16 protein-coding genes and 1 pseudogene are annotated in these 20,389 nt (G+C 74.7%); 7 read left to right on the top strand and 10 right to left on the bottom strand.

Annotated features, from left to right (window positions below):
* Nucleotides 1-155: 155 nt before the first annotated feature.
* Nucleotides 156-1,706, bottom strand: a complete 1,551-nt coding sequence (locus tag ABD350_RS29475) for an APC family permease (protein ID WP_344351790.1) — start codon at nt 1,704-1,706, stop codon at nt 156-158.
* A 250-nt stretch (nt 1,707-1,956) separates the two neighbouring features.
* Between ABD350_RS29475 and ABD350_RS29470 the strand changes: the two genes are divergently transcribed.
* Both ABD350_RS29470 and ABD350_RS29465 read left to right on the top strand, forming a co-directional pair.
* On the top strand, nt 1,957-3,093 hold the full coding sequence (locus tag ABD350_RS29470) for a PP2C family protein-serine/threonine phosphatase (protein WP_344351789.1): 1,137 nt from the start codon (nt 1,957-1,959) through the stop codon (nt 3,091-3,093).
* Between the two features lie 161 nt (nt 3,094-3,254).
* Complete coding sequence (locus ABD350_RS29465; RefSeq protein ID WP_344351787.1) at nt 3,255-4,385, top strand: glycerophosphodiester phosphodiesterase family protein; 1,131 nt, start codon at nt 3,255-3,257, stop codon at nt 4,383-4,385.
* 385 nt (nt 4,386-4,770) lie between these two features.
* Here ABD350_RS29465 and ABD350_RS29460 read toward each other — a convergent pair whose 3' ends face one another.
* Together ABD350_RS29460 and ABD350_RS29455 are read right to left on the bottom strand one after the other, a co-directional pair.
* The gene (locus ABD350_RS29460) at nt 4,771-5,586 is read right to left on the bottom strand and encodes an SAM-dependent methyltransferase (protein ID WP_344351785.1); all 816 of its coding nucleotides are present in this window, start codon (nt 5,584-5,586) and stop codon (nt 4,771-4,773) included.
* Nucleotides 5,587-5,684: 98 nt separating this feature from the next.
* Entirely contained in the window at nt 5,685-6,554 is an 870-nt protein-coding gene (locus ABD350_RS29455; RefSeq protein ID WP_344351783.1) for a helix-turn-helix domain-containing protein, read from the bottom strand.
* Between the two features lie 855 nt (nt 6,555-7,409).
* Between ABD350_RS29455 and ABD350_RS29450 the strand changes: the two genes are divergently transcribed.
* Nucleotides 7,410-8,042, top strand: coding sequence for a GNAT family N-acetyltransferase (locus ABD350_RS29450; protein WP_344351782.1), 633 nt, complete (start codon nt 7,410-7,412; stop codon nt 8,040-8,042).
* On the opposite strand, the gene ABD350_RS29445 is transcribed toward ABD350_RS29450, so the two are convergent.
* The 3 genes from ABD350_RS29445 to ABD350_RS29435 all read right to left on the bottom strand — a co-directional run bounded on the left by ABD350_RS29445 (nt 8,011) and on the right by ABD350_RS29435 (nt 11,249).
* Complete coding sequence (locus tag ABD350_RS29445; RefSeq protein WP_344351781.1) at nt 8,011-9,042, bottom strand: acyl-CoA desaturase; 1,032 nt, start codon at nt 9,040-9,042, stop codon at nt 8,011-8,013. The genes ABD350_RS29450 and ABD350_RS29445 overlap by 32 nt on opposite strands.
* A 40-nt stretch (nt 9,043-9,082) precedes the next feature.
* Nucleotides 9,083-10,330 (bottom strand): beta-ketoacyl-[acyl-carrier-protein] synthase family protein, encoded by a 1,248-nt coding sequence (locus ABD350_RS29440; protein ID WP_344351780.1) that lies wholly within the window; start codon nt 10,328-10,330, stop codon nt 9,083-9,085.
* A gap of 235 nt (nt 10,331-10,565) precedes the next feature.
* The gene (locus ABD350_RS29435; protein WP_344351778.1) at nt 10,566-11,249 is read right to left on the bottom strand and encodes a lysophospholipid acyltransferase family protein; all 684 of its coding nucleotides are present in this window, start codon (nt 11,247-11,249) and stop codon (nt 10,566-10,568) included.
* A gap of 115 nt (nt 11,250-11,364) precedes the next feature.
* Here ABD350_RS29435 and ABD350_RS29430 point away from each other — a divergent pair, with 115 nt between their 5' ends.
* Together ABD350_RS29430 and ABD350_RS29425 are read left to right on the top strand one after the other, a co-directional pair.
* Nucleotides 11,365-12,657 carry a cytochrome P450 gene (locus tag ABD350_RS29430; RefSeq protein WP_344351777.1) on the top strand — a complete coding sequence of 431 codons (1,293 nt, stop codon included), beginning with the start codon at nt 11,365-11,367 and terminating at the stop codon, nt 12,655-12,657.
* Nucleotides 12,658-12,763: 106 nt separating this feature from the next.
* Nucleotides 12,764-14,383, top strand: a complete 1,620-nt coding sequence (locus ABD350_RS29425; RefSeq protein ID WP_344351776.1) for a peroxidase family protein — start codon at nt 12,764-12,766, stop codon at nt 14,381-14,383.
* A 6-nt stretch (nt 14,384-14,389) separates the two neighbouring features.
* On the opposite strand, the gene ABD350_RS29420 is transcribed toward ABD350_RS29425, so the two are convergent.
* The gene (locus ABD350_RS29420) at nt 14,390-14,650 is read right to left on the bottom strand and encodes a hypothetical protein (protein WP_344351774.1); all 261 of its coding nucleotides are present in this window, start codon (nt 14,648-14,650) and stop codon (nt 14,390-14,392) included.
* Between the two features lie 26 nt (nt 14,651-14,676).
* Nucleotides 14,677-16,845 carry an acetoacetate decarboxylase family protein gene (locus ABD350_RS29415; protein WP_344351772.1) on the bottom strand — a complete coding sequence of 723 codons (2,169 nt, stop codon included), beginning with the start codon at nt 16,843-16,845 and terminating at the stop codon, nt 14,677-14,679.
* A 236-nt stretch (nt 16,846-17,081) separates the two neighbouring features.
* Here ABD350_RS29415 and ABD350_RS29410 point away from each other — a divergent pair, with 236 nt between their 5' ends.
* Complete coding sequence (locus ABD350_RS29410) at nt 17,082-18,077, top strand: acyl-CoA desaturase (protein ID WP_344351770.1); 996 nt, start codon at nt 17,082-17,084, stop codon at nt 18,075-18,077.
* Here the strand turns inward: ABD350_RS29410 and ABD350_RS29405 are convergent.
* Both ABD350_RS29405 and ABD350_RS29400 read right to left on the bottom strand, forming a co-directional pair.
* Nucleotides 18,059-18,808: a bestrophin-like domain gene (locus tag ABD350_RS29405; protein ID WP_344351768.1), complete on the bottom strand. Its 750-nt coding sequence runs from the start codon at nt 18,806-18,808 to the stop codon at nt 18,059-18,061. The two genes, ABD350_RS29410 and ABD350_RS29405, sit on opposite strands and share 19 nt — an antisense overlap.
* Nucleotides 18,809-18,902: 94 nt before the next feature.
* Nucleotides 18,903-19,028 carry a hypothetical protein gene (locus ABD350_RS29400; protein ID WP_344351766.1) on the bottom strand — a complete coding sequence of 42 codons (126 nt, stop codon included), beginning with the start codon at nt 19,026-19,028 and terminating at the stop codon, nt 18,903-18,905.
* Between the two features lie 252 nt (nt 19,029-19,280).
* Between ABD350_RS29400 and ABD350_RS29395 the strand changes: the two are divergent.
* A pseudogene (locus ABD350_RS29395) lies at nt 19,281-20,389 on the top strand (hypothetical protein); the annotation flags it as partial.

The raw sequence follows: 20,389 nt of genomic DNA, 5'->3' as shown, positions 1-20,389 counted from the left end.
TTCGGTGACCTCCGCCCGCCGCAGGGGCGCGGTGTCCTCCCCGTCGTGCGTCATGACCTCTCCATTCGGCACCCTTGCACCCCGGGCGGCCGGATCGGCCCGGGGGCCGTACGGGTACCCGGGGTAGCGTCCGCGACACGGCGCCGGGGGAAGGTTCACTCCTCCACGACGAGTGCCGGGGTACCGGCGGTGAGGACCCGGCCGCGGAAGAAGGCCGGGTCCCGGCGCCGCATCACCAGCATGATCACCGCGCCGAGGAGCAGCAGCCCGACCCCGATGACGAAGACGGAGCCGACGCCGAGGACGGCGGAGCCGCTGCCGTAGGCCGGGTCCCACATGTCGTACAGCGTCTTGCCGAAGACGGCGGTGAGCAGGATGCCGCCGAGGACCGGGAAGAAGCCCTTGAAGAGGGCGTCGCGGGCGGAGCGGGTGAGGTCGCGGCGGAAGTACCAGGCGCAGGCGAACGCGGTGAGCGCGTAGTAGAAGCAGATCATCAGGCCGAGGGCGTAGATGGTGTCGACCAGGACGTGCTCGCTGAGCAGCGACATCACCGCGTAGAAGACGCCGGTGGCGACGCCGGCGGTGACGGTGGCCCGGCCGGGGGTGCGGTACCGCTCGTGGACGCGGGCGTAGGAGGCGGGCAGGGCCTGGTACGTCGACATGGCGAGCACCGTGCGGGCGACCGGGATGAAGGTGGTCTGGAGGCTCGCCGCGGCCGAGGCGAGGACGGCGGCGAAGAGCAGGATGCCGCACAGCCGTCCCATGACCGGGCCGGCCAGGGCGGCGAAGACGTTGTCGGAGGTGGCCGGGTTGGCCAGCCCCAGGCCGTGGGTGCCGGAGCCGACGGCCATCTGGGCGGCGACGCCGGTGACGAGGTAGGAGCCGACCAGGACGACCATGGCGATCAGGGCGGCCCGGCCCGGTGTCTTGTCGCTGCCGACGGTCTCCTCGTTGGCGGTCAGACAGGTGTCCCAGCCCCAGTACATGAAGATCGACAGGGACAGTCCGGCGCTGAAGGAGGCGAAGGAGTCCACCGCGAAGGGGTTGAGCCAGGACCAGGAGAAGTCGGTGTGTCCGGGGAAGGCGCCGGTGCGGGCCTTGTCCAGGGCCAGGACGACGAAGAGGGCGAGCACCACGAGCTGGAGTCCGACCAGCGCGTACTGCACGCCCTTCGTGGTGGTCATGCCCCGGTAGCTGACCGCGGTGGCGGCGGCGATCAGGGCCAGACAGGTGACGATGTGCACGGCTTTGTCGCCGTCGAGGTCCGCGATGGCGTCGCTGCCCGCGATCTCCCCGGCCAGCAGCCAGAAGTAGGTGGTGGCGACGCCGGCGAGGTTGGACAGCACGATCACGGTCGCGATGACCAGGCCCCAGCCGCACATCCAGCCGACGTGCGGGCCGAACGCCTTGACGGTCCAGGTGAAGGAGGTCCCGCAGTCGGGCACGGCCTTGTTCAGCTCGCGGTAGGCGAAGGCGACCAGCAGCATCGGCAGGAAGCCGGCGAGGAAGACGGCCGGCATGTGCAGTCCCACCTCGCCGGCGGTGGAGCCGAGCGTGGAGGTGAGGCAGTAGACCGGAGCCACGGTGGACAGGCCGATGACCGCGCTGCCCAGCAGGCCGATGGAATTGCCGCCGAGGCCCTTGCCCCGTACTCCGTCGCCGGGTGCCGTGTCGCGGGCGTCCGGCCTCATCGCCGTCTGTGTCATGACACAGGACGCTAAATGCTGCGATTTCGGTTGAGGGTGGTTCAGATCACCCGTCAAGCGCCTTTATTTCGCAGGCCGAATCGGGAAACCAGCCGGTATTTGAACGGAGAATGACGCTAGTCGATCCGCCTGATGAAGGCAATGTGACACGCGTCCGCCATTCGGGAACCGAAGAGCCACCCGGAATGTCCGATTCCAAATCTGTCGGTGTGACGTGCGTCTCACGCACCCCGGGCGCACGCTGGGAGGCATGGCACCCCGGCCCAGGCGCGCGCGAGCGCGGCAGCCGTGGCAGTCCGCCCGTGCGCTGCTGGTACTCCCCGTCGCGCTCATCGTGGTGATCACCGTGGTGGACATGCGGGCCCCCTACGACGTGCACCTCGGACCGGCCCTGGTGATCGCCCCCGCCCTCACCCCCTCCTTCGCCGGTCCCCGCACCACCGCGGGAGTCGGCGCCCTCGCGGTGGCCGCGCAGATCCTCCTCGGCGCCACCCACGGCGGGCTCGGCACCACCAATCACATCGTCCAGATCATCACCCTCACCGTGCTGGTCGTGCTCACCGTGCTCTACAGCGCCCTGCGGATGCGCCGGCAGGCCCAGCTGGCCCGGGTCCGCACGGTCGCCGAGGCCGCGCAGCACGTACTGATGTGGCCGCTGCCCGAGCGGATCGGCGCGGTGCGCGTCGCCTCGCTGTACCTGGCCGCCGAGGACGAGGCGCAGATCGGCGGCGACCTGTACGCGGCGGCCCGGTGCGACGACGCCGTACGCGTGCTGATCGGGGACGTCCGCGGCAAGGGGCTGCCCGCCATCGGGGAGGCGGCGCTGCTGCTCGGCGCCTTCCGGGAGAGCGCGCACCGGCGCGTCCCGCTGACGGAACTCGCCGCCACGCTGGACCAGAGCATCACCCGCTACGCCGCCGAGCTGGACCGCCCGGAGGAGGCGGGCGAGCGGTTCGCCACCGCGCTGCTCGTGGAGATCCCGGACCGCGACCCGGTCACCCGGATGACCAGTTGCGGTCATCCGCCGCCGCTGCTGCTGAGCCCCGGCCACGTCGTCACGGCCCCGGGCCTGCACCCGTCGCCGCCGCTCGGGGTGCCGTACGGCGCCGGGCACACGCTGGACGAGTTCTCCTTCGAGCCGGGCGACACGCTGCTGCTGTACACCGACGGGGTCGTGGAGGCCCGGGACGAGCGGGGCCGGTTCTATCCGCTCGCCGACCGGGTGGCGCGCTGGACCGGGGACGGCCCGGAGGCCCTGATGCACCATCTGCGGCGCGACCTGCTCGCCCACGCCGGCGGCCGGCTCGGCGACGACGCCGCGCTCATCGCCGTCCACCGCACCACCACCGCGCACCGCACCACCGCCGAACGCCGCCGCCACGGGTGAGCGTCCGGCGCCGGAGCCGACGACGGGACGGCGGAGGCGTTCACCCGCCCGTGCCGCGATGTTCAGCCCGGAGGGTGGCCGGCCCCGCGGGGCCTTGCGAGAATCCGCCACGCGCCCGGCGGCGGACTCCCCCGCCCGCTCAGACCCGAGTGAGGTTCCCGATGTCCGTACGACACCTGCCCCCACGACGCCTGCCCCTACGGCCCCTCCCCCGACGCCTGCCCCCGCGACGCCTCGCCCGGCCCCTGCTCGCCGGCCTCGCCGCGCTGTCCGCGCTGCTCATCCCGGTGGCCGCGCACGCGGCGCCGCGCGGACCCGCGCCGGCCCGCTTCGACCTCCAGGCACACCGCGGCGGCCTCGGCCTGACCACCGAGGAGTCGCTGGAGGCCTTCGGCAAGGCACTGCGGCTCGGGGTGTCCACGCTGGAACTGGACACCCAGGTCACCCGCGACCTGAAGGTGGTCGTCACCCACGACCGGCAGATCAGCGGCGTCAAGTGCCGGGACACCGGCCCGGCCTCCCCCGGCGACCCGATGTACCCCTACACCGGCAAGTACATCAAGGATCTGACGCTGGCTCAGGTCAAGACGCTGGACTGCGGTTACCGGCAACTGCCCGGCTTCCCCGAGCAGGAGGTCGTCCACGGGTTCCGGATGGTGGAGCTGAAGGACGTCCTGGGACTGGTCAGGAGCTACCGCGCCCGGGGCGTGAAGCTGAACATCGAGACCAAGGTGGAGGCCGGCGCGCCCGAACAGACCGCGCCGCGCGAGGTGTTCGTCCGCCGGGTGTACGAGGAGATCCGCCGCTCGGGCATCGAGCGGCAGGTCACCATCCAGTCGTTCGACTGGGGTGCGCTGAAGGTGATGCACCGGCTCGCCCCCAGGTGGCCGCTGGTGGCGCTGACCAACTACGACTTCCTCCAGGTCGGCCGGCCCGGCGCGTCCCCGTGGCTGGGCGGGATCGACGCCGACGACTACGGCGGGGACTTCGTCCGGGCGGCGGCGACCCTGCCCGGCGTCACCACCCTCTCCCCCACCTACGGCTTCCCGCAGAACGGGAAGGTCGGCGACCCGGGTTTCCGGTTCTACTCCGACGCGGCCATGATCGCCGAGGCACACGCCCGGGGGCTGAAGGTGGTGCCGTGGACCTGTGACGACCCGGCGACCGTCGAGGCGCTGATGGACCTGGGCGTCGACGGGATCATCACCGACTATCCCGACCGGGTACGGCGGATCATGGCCGGCCGGGGCATGCGGCTGCCGCGCTCGTATCCTCCGCACGGGCAGGCCTGACCGGCGCCCCGGGCAGGCGGAGCGTGGGCCCCGCCCCGAATGGGGCGGGGCGGGGCCCACGTCCGGTTCGGGCGACCGGCGGGTGAGCGTGGTACGCCCGCGGGCCGCCCTGGACGGGCGGGGGCGGGGGCCTTCGACGGACCCTAAGACCCCTTTCCGGGCATTCCGGTTCCGTGTCCGGGGACGGTTTCCTCCCATCCCGCCGGGGGCGGTCTTCTCCGGTCCCGCCGGGGACGGCCGCCTCCGGTCGTTCCCTGGGGCCGGCTTCCGGTCGTCGCGGGTGCGGCGACCGCCCGGCCCGCCGCACGGCCCGTCGTACGCGTCGTACGACGAGGGGGCGGGGCCGGGGTCCGGGAGGTGGGTCGGACCCCGGCCCCGGGTCTGGTCACGGCTTGCGGGCTACCGCGCCGTACATGGCGATGTCCTCGTCCCGGATGCCCTGTTCGCCGCCGCCGTCGGGGTGCCACTTGTGCACCTGGACGATGCCGGGCCCGACCAGGTCCAGGCCGTCGAAGAACGCGCGGGCCTCGGCCAGGGTGCGCAGCCGCATCGGCATGTCGCGGGCCGCGTACTCGCGGGCGACCCGCCCCACCTCGTCCGGGGCGAACTCGGCGGTGCCGATGGACATCGCGAGGTAGCTGCCGGAGGGCAGCGGCTCCAGCAGCCGGCGCACCACACCGACCGCGTCGTCCGCGTCCAGCATGAAGTGCACGATCGCGATGACGGTGAGGGCGACGGGCCGGCCCAGGTCCAGCGTCTCGCGCAGTTCGGGGGCGCCCAGGATGGCCGCCGGGTCGCGGAAGTCGGCCTCCAGGTACGCGGTCCGGCCTTCGGGCGCGCTGGCCAGCAGGCCCTGGGAGAGGGTGAGCACGATCGGGTCGTTGTCGACGTAGACGACCCGTGCCTCGGGCGCGACGGCCTGGGCGATCTCGTGCAGGTTGGGCGAGGTCGGGATGCCGGTGCCGATGTCCAGGAACTGCCGCACTCCCGCCTCCTCGGCGAGCCAGCGCACCGCACGGTTCATGAAGTCGCGGTTGGCGCGCATGTGCACCGGCAGCGCGGGCCACTCCCGCACCATCGCCTCGCCCGCCTCCTTGTCGGCGGGGTAGTAGTCCTTCCCGCCGAGTATGTAGTCGTAGATGCGGGCGGAGTGGGCGTTCTCGGTGTCGATCCGGTCGGCCGGCCATCCGTTGTCGGGCAACGCCGTATCTCCCATTCGGGTTCGGGGTCGGGCCCTCGCGTCGGCACGTGCGGGGGCGGATACGCGGGGTGGTGCGACGGGCGGATACGGTCGGCGGCTCACCACTCCTCACGCAGCGCGGCGAGCAGGGTCTCGGTCTTCCGGGCGGGCGGCGCCTGGGCGCTCAGCCGGTCCAGGGCCTCCCGGTAGACCACCACCTCGTCGGGCTTGTCCAGGTACTCGGCCCTGGCCAGGCCGCTGAGGTAGGTGATGTCGGGCAGTTCGCGGGCCCGGAACCGGAAGAGGTGGAAGGCGCCGGCCCACAGCGCGGGATGCGGTCCGCTCGCGAACGGCATGACCTGCACGGTGACATGGGGCAGCCGGCCCACCTCGATGAGGTGGTCGATCTGCGCGCGCATCACCTTCGGGCCGCCGATCGGCCGGCGCAGCACGGTCTCGTCCATCACCACCCACAGCCGCGGCGGTTCGGCCCCGGTCAGCAGCTTCTGGCGGCGTGTGCGCAGCGCGATCCGGCGTTCGGTGACCTCGGTGGGGGCGTGCGGGTAGGAGGCGGTGAGCAGGGCGCGGGCGTAGTCCTCGGTCTGCAGCAGGCCGTGCACGAACTGGTTCTCGTAGCCGCGCAGTTGCAGGGCGGCCTGCTCCAGGCTCAGATAGGCGGGCAGCCAGTGGGGCACGACGTCGCGGTAGGTGTGCCACCAGCCGCGCTTGTTGGCCTCGCGCACGGACTGCAGGAAGGTCTCGACCTCCTCCTGGTCCGCGACGCCGTAGACCTGGAGCAGTTTCTCGGCGTCCGCGAGCCGCAGCCGGGCCACCTTGGCGGCCTCCATGCGGCGGATCGTGGAGTGGCTGACCCCGATGGCCGCGCCCGCCTCGGCATAACTGAGGCCGGCCCGGGTGCGCAGCTCCTCCAGCCGTCTGCCGAGGATCATGCGCAACACGGAGGGCGCGCCGCCCCACTCGGTCTCCATGGTCGAGCCCACCCCCCTCGTCGTTTTCCGGCCGCGCAGGGCGGACCGGTTGCCCGCCGCCCATTCGATCACGTTCCGTCGGATGCAGCATGCACTTCGCCACTTGCAAATTTCAACTTGCCGGTTGCGATGCCCGGTTGGCAGGTGCCAGAGTGGACCCGCTGCTCCGGCCCGACCCACGGAGCAGGCGGCACGTCCGGTTCGGGGAAGACAGGCCGTCGGCAAGGCCTTTCGGCAGGCGGCGGAGGTGTCCGGCGCCCGAACGGCCGGTCCGCCGACCGCGACCCCACCCACGAGGCCGGACGAAAGGCCACGGCGATGACTCCGTCCTCTCCCCCGACGGCTCCCCCGCCCGGCCGCCGGCCACCCGCCGCAGCGGACCGCTCCCGCGCGGCGGGGGTCGCACCCGGTATCCCGGTGGTACCGGGCGGGGTGAGCGTGCCGCCCCGACGCGCGGGCACGACGCCGGCGCCGGGCGGGCCGGATGCCGTACGCCGTCCCGCGAGGACTCCCGCGGCACCGGACGACGGGCGGCGGCCGGCTCTTCCTGACGGGAGCCGCCGCGCCGCCCGGCGGGGCACCACGGGGCGGGCTGCGGGTGCCCCGGTCCCGGCGCCGCCGGCCTTCCTGCCGGCCGTCGGCGCCGGCCCCTGAACCACCCGGAGGCGAGTGTCCTGGTCGACTCCCTGGGCTCTGCGGCCCCGACCGGCTCGCCTCCGGGGCTGCCGTCGCCCCCCGGCCCGCCCCTTTCCCATGGCGTCCCGCCCGGCCGGAGGCCGTCAGACGGGCGGCCCGGCCGTGCCCGACCGGCACAGCGGACATATGCTGCGAAATGCCGCCCCGAAGGGAGTGCTCATGGCCGACACGCCCACCGATCCCGCCGCCGCGCCGGACCCGACCGGTCCCCCCGCCGCGCCGGGCCCACAGGATCCGTCGGCGCCGGCGCCCGGCTCCCCCGCCGGTGAGCTGACGCTGCGCCCGCTCGGCTTCGAGCACCTGGCCGCCGTACTCGACCTAGGTCACCGGGTGTACGACACCGACGCGATGCCCTACACCGGCTGGTCGCTGTCGGCCGTCGCCGGGCATCTGGACGCGCCGGACCCGGCCTGCCTGGTGCTGCTCGACGGGGACCGGGTCGCCGGGTTCGTGCTCGGTTCGCTGTCCTTCGAGCAGCGCGCCGACTGGGGCTATCTGGAGTGGATCGCCGTCGACCCCGACTACCAGGGGCGCGGGGTGGCCTCCCGGCTGGTGCGGGAGTGCTGTGCGCGGCTGGCGGAGGCCGGCGCGGTGTGCGTGGTCACGGACGTGGAGCGGCGCAACACGGCCTCCGCCGAGCTGATGCGCCGCAACGGCTTCGCGGAGGAGGCCAGCGTCAGTCTCTTCGTCCGGCCGCTCGCCGACGCGCCCGGTACCGGTACCGGCCGGGCCCGGGGCAGCGCCGGGCCGCGCCGCCATCTCACCCGCGCGGCGGCCGAACGAGTCCGCTGACGCCGGCCCTGTCCTCTGTGACGCCCTCCGCCCCGGCCGTGTCCGCCCCGGCCCGGCCGGCGCCGTCCGGCTCCTCGCGGCGGGCCGGGCGGCGGCGACGGTCCGGCCAGCGCACGTCATAGGCCCAGCCGAGGCGTTCGAACCAGCGGATCAGCCGGGCGCTCGCGTCGAGCTGGCCGGTGAGTACGCCGTGCCGGGCGCTGGTGGGGTCGGCGTGGTGCAGGTTGTGCCAGGACTCGCCGAAGGACAGCGGGGCCAGCCACCACACGTTGCCCGAGCGGTCCCGGCTGCGGAAGGGACGGGAACCGGTGGCGTGGCAGATGGAGTTGATGGACCAGGTGACGTGGTGGACCAGGCAGATCCGGACCAGCCCGGCCCAGAACAGCGCGGTGAGGGCGCCCTGCCAGGACCGGGTCAGCGCCCCGCCGAGCAGGGCGGGCAGCGCGAGGGAGGCGAGCGCCAGCAGGCCGAAGCGCCGGGAGACCAGCATCAGGGCGCGGTCGCGGAGCAGGTCGGGCGCGTAGGCGCGGGGTGAGGCGTGCTCGGTCTCGAACAGCCAGCCCAGGTGGGCGTAGAGCAAGCCCTTGGCGAGGGCGCGGGGCGAGCGGCCGTACCGCCACGGGGAGTGCGGGTCGCCGTCCCGGTCGGAGTACCTGTGGTGCTTGCGGTGGTCGGCCACCCAGGTGATGAGCGGGCCCTGCACGGCGAGGCTGCCGGCCAGCGCGAGGGCGATCCGCAGCGGGCGGCGGGCCTTGAACGAGCCGTGGGTGAAGTGCCGGTGGAAGCCGACCGTGATGCCGAGCCCGCTGACCAGGTAGAAGGCGACGGCGAGCCCGAGGTCGACGGGGCTCAGCCCGTGCCGCCAGGCCAGCGGCACGGCGGCGAGCAGGGCGAGGAACGGTACGGCCACGAAGACGCCGATCATCAGTTGCTCGCCGGTGGGCCGGGACCGGCCGCGAGCCGGCGCCGGCGGGGCGGCGTCGGAGATCTCAAAGGACATGACGGCCCTTTCTTCCGCCCGGGCGGACCACCTGGGCGGACTAGTCGGCGGCGGTGAAGGCGAGTACGGCGTTCTGGCCGCCGAAGCCGAAGGAGTTGCTGACGGCGGCCGCCATCCGGTGCGGGCGGGGCACCTTGGTGACGATGTCCAGGTCCATCGCCGGATCGAGCGTGTCCAGGTTGGCGGTGGGCGGGATCAGCTGGTGGCGCAGGGTGAGTACGGTGCAGGCCGCCTCGATGGCCCCGGCGCCGCCGATGGCGTGCCCGATGGTGCCCTTGACGGCGGTGACGGGCGGGGGGCGGCGGAAGACGCGGTGCAGCGCGTTGTGTTCGGCGGCGTCCCCCTGGGGGGTGGCGGTGCCGTGCGCGTTGACGTGGTCGATGTCCTCGGGGGTCAGACCGGCGTCGGCGAGGGCGGCGCGGAGGGCGCGGGCGGCGCCGTCGCCGTCGGGGTGCGGGGCGGTGAAGTGGTGGGCGTCGCAGGAGGCGCCGAACCCGGCGAGCAGCGCCTCGGGCCGTACCCCTCGGGCTCGGGCGTCCGCGGTGCGTTCCAGGACGAGGACGGCGGCGCCCTCGCCGAGGACGAAGCCGTCCCGGTCCCGGTCGAAGGGGCGGGAGGCGGCGTCGGGGCTGTCCGCGCGGCGGGACAGGGCGCGCATCTGGGCGAAGCAGGCGGCGGTCATCCGCAGCCGGGCCGACTCGCTGCCGCCGGCCAGGACCAGGTCGCAGCGGCCGGACAGCAGCAAGTCCCGGGCCAGTCCGAGCGCGCTGGTGCCGGAGGCGCAGGCGGTGCTGACCACCATGTTGGGGCCGAGCGCGCCGAGGTCCAGGGCGATCTCCGCGGCTGCCATGTTGGGCACGCTGCGCGGCAGCGCCAGCGGGGAGACGCGCTCGGGGACGGCGTCGGCGAGCCGGTCGAACTCGGCCTGCCAGCCCTGCATGGAGCCGGTGCCGACACCCATCACCACGCCGACCCGGGCGCCGTCCCAGTCGGCCGGGGCGAGCCCGGCGTCGGCGACGGCCTCGCGGGCGGCGAGCAGCGCGAAGGTGGTGAACCGGTCGAGCCGGCGGGCCAGCCGGTGTCCGAGCAGGGCGGGCGCGTCCAGGCCGGGGACCTGGCAGGAGAAGGCCACGGGCAGCCCGGCCAGGGCGGGGTCGGTCGCGGCGGTGGACTGCCCGGCGCACAGCCCCGCCCAGGCCGCGTCCCGGCCGATGCCCGCCGGGGTGATCAGACCGAGTCCGGTGACGGCGACCGGGGCCCGGGGCGCGCCTGTCTGCACCTGCTGCATGAGTCGTGATTATCCGGACCGGACGGCCCGGCCCCGCGCCACACCGGTCCGTTCGGCCGGGGAGGCGGCCCGCTACCACCCGAATGCGGGAACGAACCAAGCCACCCGGCCCCCGACCGGTCGGCTCGACCGGCGCGGCACGGCCCCCGGCCGGGCAGACACGGCCGGTCCCGTACGACGCCCCGCCGGGGCGGGCGGGGGCCGGGCGGGCGTCGTCGTTGCCGGGCGCGGTGGATCAAGTGTCTTCCGTCGGTTCCGCCGCGCCGCGCGGTCGCTCCTCCAGGGCGTGGGCCGCGGTCGACCAGGTTTCGGCGAGGGCGGTTTCCAGGGTGTCCAGGGGGTGGTCGGAGGTTTCCAGGCGGACGGCGGGGCCGATGTGGACGTGGACATGGGGGCGGCGCAGCGGCGCGGTGGCCCAGCCGGCGAGTTGTTTGGCGCGGCTGCCGGACGTGACCCGGCGGGCCCCGGCGTGTCCGACGGGGATCACCGGCGCGCCGGTGGACAGCGCGAGCCGGACCACCCCGGACTTCAGGCGGCCGGGCGGACGGTCGTGGGAGGCGCGGTAGCGGGGCAGGCCGCCCTCGGGGTAGACGAGCACGTCCCGGCCGGCGGCCAGGGCGTCGGCGGCGTGCCGCAGGGCGTCCGCGGCGCGGCGGCTGCCCCGGTGCACGGGTACGTACCCCTCGTGGGTGAGGGCCCGGCCCAGCAGCGGCACCCGCCACAGCCCGGCCGTGGCCAGCACCACGGGGCGCAGGCCGAGCCGGTGCAGGGTGCCGAGGAGAAGGACCGGGTCGAAGAACGAGGTGTGGTTGGCGGCGAGGAGGCGACCGGTGCCGGGCGGCCGCGCCAGATTGCCGGTACCGGTCACGCTCGTGTCGCTGACTACGGGCATCAGCGCCCCGGCCCACGCCGACAGCATCGGGCGCTCCTCTCCGCCGTGTCCCCCGGACGCCCATCGTCACCCGTGCCCCGCCCGCCCGCACCCCTGCCCCGAATGCCCGTCCGGCGTGCGGTGACCGCGGGCCGGTGGCTGAATGACCGGCATGGACTTCCTCGCCGCGTACGACGCGATCCCCCAGGACGACGTACCGCAGCGGGTGGCTCTGCTGCGGCGGGCCATGACGACCGGCAGGGCGGACCTGTTCGCCGAGCTGCGCGCCCACCGGCCGGTGTTCGGCACGCCCATCGGGGTGTTCGTCACCCGGCACCCCGATGTGCTGGAGGTGCTGTCGGCGCCCGAGACGTTCACCGTGGGCGTGTTCGGCCCGATCCTGGAGGACGTGCTGGGCGGGCCGTTCGTCCTCGCCCGGGACGGCGCGGACGTGCACTGGCGGGAGCGCGGGTACGGGCAGCTGATGCTCGCCGCCGAGGACGCGCCCCGGGTGCGGGAGCTCACCGCGCGGATCGCCGACGAGGTGCTGGACGAGGCGATCGGCCGGGGCGCGGACACCTTCGACCTCGTCCAGGACTACGCCCGCCTGGCCGCCGCCCGCGTCGCGGTCGCCTATCTGGGCTTCACCGGTATCGAGGAGGAGACGCTGCACTCCTGCACGCGCCGGATGCAGTGGGCGTTCGCCATCAACCCCGGCCGTGACCCGGAGATCCACGCGGCGGGTGTGGCCGCCGGCCGGGAACTGCACGACCGGGTCGCCGAGGTGATCGCCCGCCGCCGGGCCGCACCCTCGGACGACGGTCCGGACGACGTGCTGGGCCGGATGCTGAGCACCCGGCTGCCCGCCGCGTACGGCTTCGACGACGAGCGGGTCAACGCCAACCTGGTCGGCTATCTGACGGGCTATCAGCAGAACGCCACCCAGTGCACGGCCACCGCGCTGAAGGAACTCGCCCTGCGCCCCGAGGTGTTGGCGGAGGCGGAGCGCGCGGCAGGCGAGAGCGATCCGTCCCGCTTCGACGCCTATGTGTGGGAGGCGCTGCGCTTCCACCCGTTCGTGCCGGTCACGCCCCGGCTGTGTGTGCGCGACCACCTGCTGGCCGCGGGCACCGGGCGGCAGACGCTCATCCCGGCCGGGAGCGTGGTGCTGGCCTGCTTCGCGTCGGCGATGTTCGACGAGGACGTGCTCGACGCGCCAAAGGAGTTCCGGCCCGGACGCCCGCCCGCGCACAACCTCGTCCTCGGCTACGGCGCCCACGACTGCGTCGGCCGGTACGCGGCCCGGGTCATCGTGCCCGAGCTGGTGCGACGGGTGCTGCTGCGCCCCGGTGTGCGTCCGCTGACCGGAGCCGAACGCGCCCTGGACTACGCGGGCACCCCCTTCCCGCAGCACTACACCGTGCGGTCCGGCCGGGACGCCGTGCCCGCGCCCTGACCCCGGGCCCCGGCCGGTTCCGTCCACCGGCCGCCCGTGAATCGACCACTGCGTGAATCGACCACCGCGTGAATCGACCGATCCGCGAACCGAGACCGGAGGACCGATGACCGTCACCTCCCGACCGCCCCAGGAGGGGACGCCGCCCTGGACCGGGGCCAGGGACAGGTCCCGGGACGGGCTGCGCAACCGCTTCGAGACCCATCTGCTGACCCACTACGGCCCGGCCTGGCAGACCGCCCAGCGCAGCCGGTGGCTGCACCGCAGGCTCAACTCCACGCTGACCGACCTGGCCGTGCTCAAGGCGCCGCCGCGCCCCAACCCGCTGAGCACCAAGGCCCCCTACACCTCCTGGGACTCGCTGACCGACCGCTCCTGGGTGGGCCGGCAACTGCCGCCGGTGACCGGGGGGCGGAGGGACCTGCCGGCGCCGGAGCGGGTGGCCGAGCTGTTCCGGCGCGAGGGCGAGGGCCGCTGCTGCGCTCGGTCCACCGCGCTGCTGCCGGCGTTCGCGCAGTGGTTCACCGACGGCTTCCTGCGCGGCCACGCGGCCACCGGCGACCCGCGGCGCACCGACTCGCCGCACACCCTGGACATGTGCCAGCTCTACGGCGACCGGGAGGAGGTCACCGCCTGTCTGCGCGCCTTCCGGGGCGGCCGGCTGAAGAGCCGGATCGTCGACGGCGGCGAGTTCCCGCCCGCGCTGTGCGAGGGCGGGCGGATCAGGGAGGAGTTCCGGGCGATCCGGCCGGTGCGGTTCGACGAGGTCCCCGAGGAGTTCGTGGACACGCTGTTCGCGTGGGGCGGGGAGCGCGCGCACGCGCACATCGGGCCGATGGCGCTGAACGTCCTGTTCCTGCGCGAGCACAACCGGGTCGCCGGGGTGCTGGCCGCCGCGCATCCGGACTGGGACGACGAACGGCTCTTCCAGACCACCCGCAACACGCTGATCGTGCTGATGATCCGGGTGATGCTGGAGGAGTACATCAACCACATCACGCCGTACCACTTCGGTTTCGTGCTCGATCCGGTGCGCACCGACCGGGGGGTGTGGCACCGGGAGAACCGGGCGACGATCGAGTTCAGCCTCGTCTACCGCTGGCACAGCCTGATCCCGTCGACGTACACGATCGCGGGCCGGCCGGTGCCGCTCGCGCACACCATCGCCAACGGGCAGCTGGTCCTGGACCGGGGCCTGGGCCCGCTGTTCCAGGACCTGTCCCGGCAGCCGGCCGGTCTGTCCGGTCTGTTCAACACCGACCCGCTGCTGCTGCCCATCGAGGAGCGCAGCGTCGCCGTCGGCCGGGAGCTGCGGCTGGCCTCGTACAACGACTACCGGGCCTACTACGGCTTCCCCCGGGTCACCGACCCGCGGCAGATCTCCGGCGATCCGCGGGTCCGGCAGGCGCTGCTGGAGGTGTACGGCGACGTCGACGCGATCGACCTGCACGTCGGGCTGTTCGCGGAGGAACCGGAGCCCGGGGCGATCTTCGGCCGGCTGCTCGAACGGATCATCTCCGTCGACGCGTTCTCCGAGGCGCTGAACAACCCGCTGCTGGCGCCCCGCCTGTTCGGGCCCGCCACCTTCTCCCCCGAGGGCTGGGAGATCATCCGGCACACCCGCGGCTTCTCCGATCTGGTGCACCGCAACCTGCCGGAGGACAAGGGGCGTTACGTCGTCTCGCTGGGCCGGAGCGCGGCGGAGGCCCGGGCCGCGGCGGGCTGAGCGGATTCAGTCCCCGGCCGCCGCGTGGGCGCGCAACGCCTCGGCGGCGGTGCGCAGCTGCTCCGCCGCCGTGGCGCAGGCGGCGGCCTGCCGTTCCAGCGTGGGGCGGCTCCACTCCGGGGCCGCCGGGCAGCCGGCGAGGGTGTCCACGGTGGCACGCAGCCGCCGGGCGTACTCCTCCAACAGCTCGGCGTCGGACCGCAACGCCTCGGCGCGGTCGAGGAGTTCGGCTTCGGACGACGTGACGTGGGCGGGCTCGGTCACCATGGCGGGCTCCCGTGGGGGTGGGGGCGTCAGCGTGGCAGAACGGCGCCGGCGCTGCGGTGGAGCATGAACTGGGGGCAGGTGAGGACCAGTCGGGGGCGGGCCGTGGCGATGCCGAGCCGGCGCAGGTGTCCGGCGAGGGGTTCGGCCGCCCCGGTGTCCAGCCGCAGCCGGATACCGCGGCCGCTGTGCAGTCGCAGTCGGCCGTGGGCCCGGACCTGGGTGCGGATGGTGCTCTCGCCCCGGCGGCCGTAGAGGATCCAGTCGGCCTCGGGGCAGCGCGCGCCGGGTGTGAGGCGGCCGTCGACGGCGAGGCCGAGTTCCGGGGAGCGGACGGCGAGGTCGCGGCCCGTCAGCCTGGCCTCGGCGCTCACCCGGACAGCGGGCTGGCCCCAGATCTCCCGGGCGACGGCCCGCGCCTCCTCGCTGGTGACGGCGAGGGAGACGACGTAACGGCCGGTGCGGCGCAGGTCGACCCGGCGCAGCAGGTCCACGGCGACGTCGTAGGGGCGGGGCCGCCACAGGTCGTCCACCAGTACGGACAGGGAGATCTCGGTGTACGGGCCGATGGTGGTGCAGCGGTGCTCGTACAGCGACAGCACCGCCAGCGCCCGTCGGCCGAGCCGGCTCGGCGTCATCCAGGTGACGTCGGGCAGCAGTCCGCGGGCGGTGTCCGCGTCGACGGGGAAGCACAGGTGGGCGGCGGAGGAGTCGTAGTAGCGCACGGGCACGTCGACCGGGCCGGCCGTGGTGGGCAGCGAGGCGGTGGGCAGGGTGAGGAAGGGGTAGCCCTCGGGCGGGTTGGCGCGGTCCTTGAGCTGGTAGGCCTGGGTGCGCACGACGGGGCCGCGGTAGGGGGTGAGGGCCTCGTCGACGCGTTCGCGGGCCTCGGGGACGACGGTGCGCAGGTGCTCGATGTACTCGTGGAGCATGTGGCAGAGCGGGAACTCGTGGGTGGGACCGGTGTAGTCGACCTCGTACCAGTGCGGGTGCGGGTCGAACGCGGAACCCGCGCCGCGGCCGTCGAGGACGGGCACGATGTCGTGCTGGTTGGTGATGCTGGCGACCCAGGTGCGCGGGTCGGCGGGCTTTTTGTTGTCGACCGGGGAGCCGACGGCGACGACGTGGGTGACCCGGTAGGCGCGGCAGAACTCCTCGTTCTGCGCGAGGTTCATCACGGCGATCCCGCCCTCGCTGTGCCCGATCAGCGCGAGGTCCGCGCCGCGTGGGATGCCGTAGTCCCGCAGGGCGAGCAGGATCGCGCGGGTGTACGGCGAGTCGGGCATGAACAGGTTGCGCCAGGCGCCGATGAAGTCCTGCGGGGAGTCGGTGCGGGGGCGGCCGGGCGCCATGCCGGGCGCCTGGAGGACGTAGCGGACGACGCCGTCCGGGCCGCGCACGTTCTGCAGCAGGATCCGCCCGTTCGTGGAGAGCGTCTCGATGTTGCGCAGGAAGCCGAGGAGGGATCCTTTCGTGGCGATGACCTGCCGCTCCTGGTCGGTGAGGCCGACGGCCTCGGCGGCGCCCTCGCCCCGGTCCAGGCCCGCGAGGTGGGCGGCGCTGACGCCGTGCAGCGGGTCGGCGGACAGTTCGCGGCCGGTGGCCAGCGCCCAGCCGGTCTCGTCGTTCTGCGGATCCTCGTCCAGCAGGGCGCGGATCGCGAGGAGTTCGGCCATCAGCGGGGCCAGCCCGGACAGCGCGCGCTGGGCCCCCTGGTCGCGGAACAGGGCGCGCAGGGACCGCACGGCCGCCAGGTCCTTGTCGGTGGTGACGGCCTCGGTCAGCCGGCGCATGCCGGGATCGCGCACGAACTCGGGGTGGTCGACCAGCACGGCGGCGATCCGCAGCCGCAGCGAGGTGACCGCCACCAGCGCGGCCAGGCTCTCCCGGCCCAGCGCCTCGCCGGCGGCGCCGAGGACGTGGCCCATGCCCTTCGGCGCGGTGATCGCCGAGCCGCCGAGGCCCTGTTTGTTGGTGAGGGCGCGCAGCAGGGCCCACTGGGCGGCCAGGCCGGTGCGCGGGCGGCGGCGCGCGGAGGCGGTCAGGGCGGGGGTGAGCAGCGCGGTGCTGGTGCGCGCGGAGACCGCGCGGATGCCCTCGGCGACGTCCACCACCTCCCGCGCGCACCGGCGCAGCAGTTCCCTGGCGTCCTCGCCGTCCGGCGCGGGCCGTCCGGGTGCGGTGCCGTCCGCTCGCATCCGACGCTCCCTCGGCTCGACGACATGGGGCGGGGCCGGGGGCCGCGCCGACGGGCGTGGCCCCGCTCCCATGGTCGGCCGGCGGGGCCGCGCCCGCACCTTCATCCATCCAGGTAGAGGATGCCCGCGGGGGCCGCGCCGCGCGCCGAGCCTGGGCTCCGGGGCCGCCGGGTCGGCGCATAATCGCCGCCCATGACCCCCTGCACCACCCCGCCCCGCCCCGCGGGAGGCGCGCCGTGACCGTGACCCCCGAACATCCGAAGGGCCCGCGTGCCCCGCTCCCCGACACCGTCCCGGTCGGTCTGCCGCTGCGCACCGGCTATCTGCTCACCCTCGTGGTGGGCCCGCTGGCCGTGCTGGCGCTGGCGCTGCCCGTCGCCCTGGCCGGTGGCTGGGGGCCGCGCTGGTACGACGCGGTCCTCGGCGCCGGGATGTACGCGCTGTCCATCATGGGCATCACCGCCGGCTACCACCGGCACTTCACCCATCTGTCGTTCAAGGCGAAACGGCCGCTGCGGATCGCCCTCGGGGTCGCGGGCGGCCTCGCCATGGAGGGCCCGGTGACGATGTGGGTCGCCGAGCACCGGCGCCACCACCAGTACGCGGACCGGGCGGGCGACCCGCACTCGCCGTGGAAGTACGGCACCACCCGGCGGGCACTGCTGAAGGGCCTGTGGCACGCCCAGGTCGGCTGGTTCGCCTCCTCACCGGTCCGCTCCCACTACCCCCGCTACGCCCCCGACCTGCTCGCCGACCCGGACGTGCGCCGCCTGGACCGCTGCTATCCGCTGGCCATCGCCGTCTCGCTCGCGCTGCCGCCGGTCCTGGTCCTGGCGGCCACCCGGGACGCGCGGTCCGCGCTGGTCACCTTCTTCTGGGCGAGCCTGGTGCGGTACGCCGTCGTGCACCATGTCACCTGGTCGGTCAACTCCGTGGCGCACGCCTTCGGTCCGCGCCACTACCGCACCCGCGACCAGTCCCGGGACGTGCCCTGGGTGGCCCTGCTGACCTTCGGCGAGGGCTGGCACAACCTCCACCACGCCGACCCCAACAGCGCCCGGCACGGCGGGCTGCGCGGCCAGCCGGACCTGACGGCGTGGCTGATCGCCCGGTTCGAGCGGTGGGGCTGGGCGTACGACGTGCGCTGGCCGGACGGACGGCGGATCGCCGCCCGGCTGCACGCGGAAGCGGCCGGCCGTCGGGCGCCGCACCGTCAACTGCCGGGGAAGTAGCGGGAGAAGGAGGACGAGTCGACGGCGAACATGCCGTTGAAGGGCTGGTTCAGCCCGTAGACCAGCAGCACGGTGAAGGTGATGAGCGCGGTCAGGCCCATCACCATCACCACGTGGGTGATGCTGCGCCGTACGCCGAACATGAACATGAAGGCCACGGTCAGCAGGCCGCCGACGATCAGCCCGAACCACAGCACGGGTGACAGGGTGTTGCCGACATCCGCCTCCCGGCCGCGCCGGGCGTCGTCCAGCACGCTGAGCTGGGCCAGGGACTCCTGGAGCGTGGCCTGCTGGGCGGGGCTCGACCCGGCGGGGAGCTGGCCCGCCGCCCTCAGGTCGTTCAGCAGGTCCCAGCCGCGCCGGTCCGGCGGCTGCCCGGCGGCCATGCCGGGCCACTCCTCGGAGACGACGTGGTGCACATACGCGTCAACGGCCTCCCTGGTCCGTTCGCCGGACGGGACGGGCAGCCCGGCGGAGAGCAGCCGGATCTGGTGGGCGGCGCTCGCCTCCACCTGCACATGTTCCTCCGCGGCGGACCGGGCCTCCCACACGGCCACCATCGACAGACCGAGCACGAGGGCGTAGAGCACGCTGACCATCATGGAGATGTACTCGGCGACGTCCTCGCGCGGCTCCTCGTCCGGGGCGGGCGGCCAGAAGTGGTGCCGGACCGCCACGGCGCCCGCGGCGATCACGGCGATCCCCAGAACGACGGCCAAGGTCTCGATCATCGGCGCGGTCTCCTGTCGTCTCGATATGCCCGGCCCGGGAACGGGGGTGGGGGCGGCGGGGGCTGAGGGCTGGGCTGGGGACGGGGGGTCGGGGTTACTTGCCGATGCGCCGCGAGCCGAACAGCGCGGCGGCGAGGGCGGCGGGGATCAGCAGCAGGAACAGCACGGCGAGCAGACCCAGCCCGGTCGGCCTGCCGCCGGGCCGGATGAACCGGGACATGATGGAGGGCGTGGACGACGAGGAGGAGGGGGTGCGGGGGGTCGCGGTGGACGAGGTGGTGGGGGAACGGGACTGACCGCCGGTGGCCTGTCCCCCGGTGGCCTGACCACCCGTGGACTGCCCCCCGACCGCCTCGCCTCCGGTGGCCTGACCACCGGTGCCTTGTCCCCCGGTGATTTGTCCCCCCGTCGCCTGACCGCCGGATGCCCGGCCGCCCACTGCTTCGCCTCCGGTGGCCTGACCTCCGCTGCCTTGGCCGCCCGTCGTCCGACCGCCGGCCGCTTCTCCACCGGTGGCCTGACCACCCGTTGCCTGACCTCCGGTGGTCTGCCCTCCGGTGGCCTGGCCCTGGCCGGTGGTGGCTCCGCCTTGGCCGGCCGTGGTTCCGGCCGCGGCGCCCGCGGTTCCCGCGCCGGCGGCTGCTCCGGCGCCACCGGCAGTGGTCCCGCCACCACCGCCTGCCGCCGCCGCTGCTCCGGCCGCGGCTCCCCCGGCGCCCGCCGCCGCTCCCCCGGCGGCCGCCGCACCGGCACCACCGGCAGCCGCAGCCCCTCCTCCTGCCGCCGCGCCCGCACCGGCGGCCGCACCGGCACCCGCAGCGGCCCCGGCGGCGGTACCCGCACCGGCCCCAGCACCCGCCGCCGCACCCACACCCGCCCCCGCAGCCGCTCCGACCCCTGCTCCGGCACCGGCAGCCGCACCCACACCCGCGGCAGCGCCGGCACCGGCACCCACAGCGGCCCCGGCACCGGCAACTGCCCCAGCACCGGCGCCTGCGGCCGCCGCTCCGGCGGCGGCACCCGCACCGGCCCCAGCACCCGCCGCCGCACCCACACCCGCCCCCGCAGCCGCTCCGACCCCTGCTCCGGCACCGGCAGCCGCACCCACACCCGCGGCAGCGCCGGCACCGGCACCGGCACCGGCAGCCACCCCGGCGCCCGCCACCGCGCCCGCACCCGCCACCGCGCCGACAGCCGCCCCGACTCCCGCACCAGCGCCCGCTGCCCCTGCCCCTGCCCCTGCTCCGGCAGCACCGGCACCGGCGACGGCACCGGCTCCGGCAGCCGCACCAGCAGCGGCACCAACTCCCGCACCAGCACCCCCGGCACCGGCAGCCGCACCCGCACCCGCACCCCCTGCGACCGCGCCGGGCGCGCCGGGCGCGCCCACGCCAGGGGCAGGCACGGCCACCCCCGGAGCGGGCGCACCAGGCAGCGGCAGCGGCGGAGGCGGCGGGAAGACGGCACCCGGCGGCACCGGCAGCACCGGGGGCGCACCGGGCGGAACCGGCGCGGGAGGCGGCACCGGCGCAGGGGGTGGCACCGGCGGAGCGGGAGGCGGCGGGGGTGGGGCGGGTCCAG

This window comes from Streptomyces nogalater, assembly GCF_039532885.1.
Taxonomy (GTDB): domain Bacteria; phylum Actinomycetota; class Actinomycetes; order Streptomycetales; family Streptomycetaceae; genus Streptomyces; species Streptomyces nogalater.
This window is presented reverse-complemented; position numbering and strand designations above follow the sequence as displayed.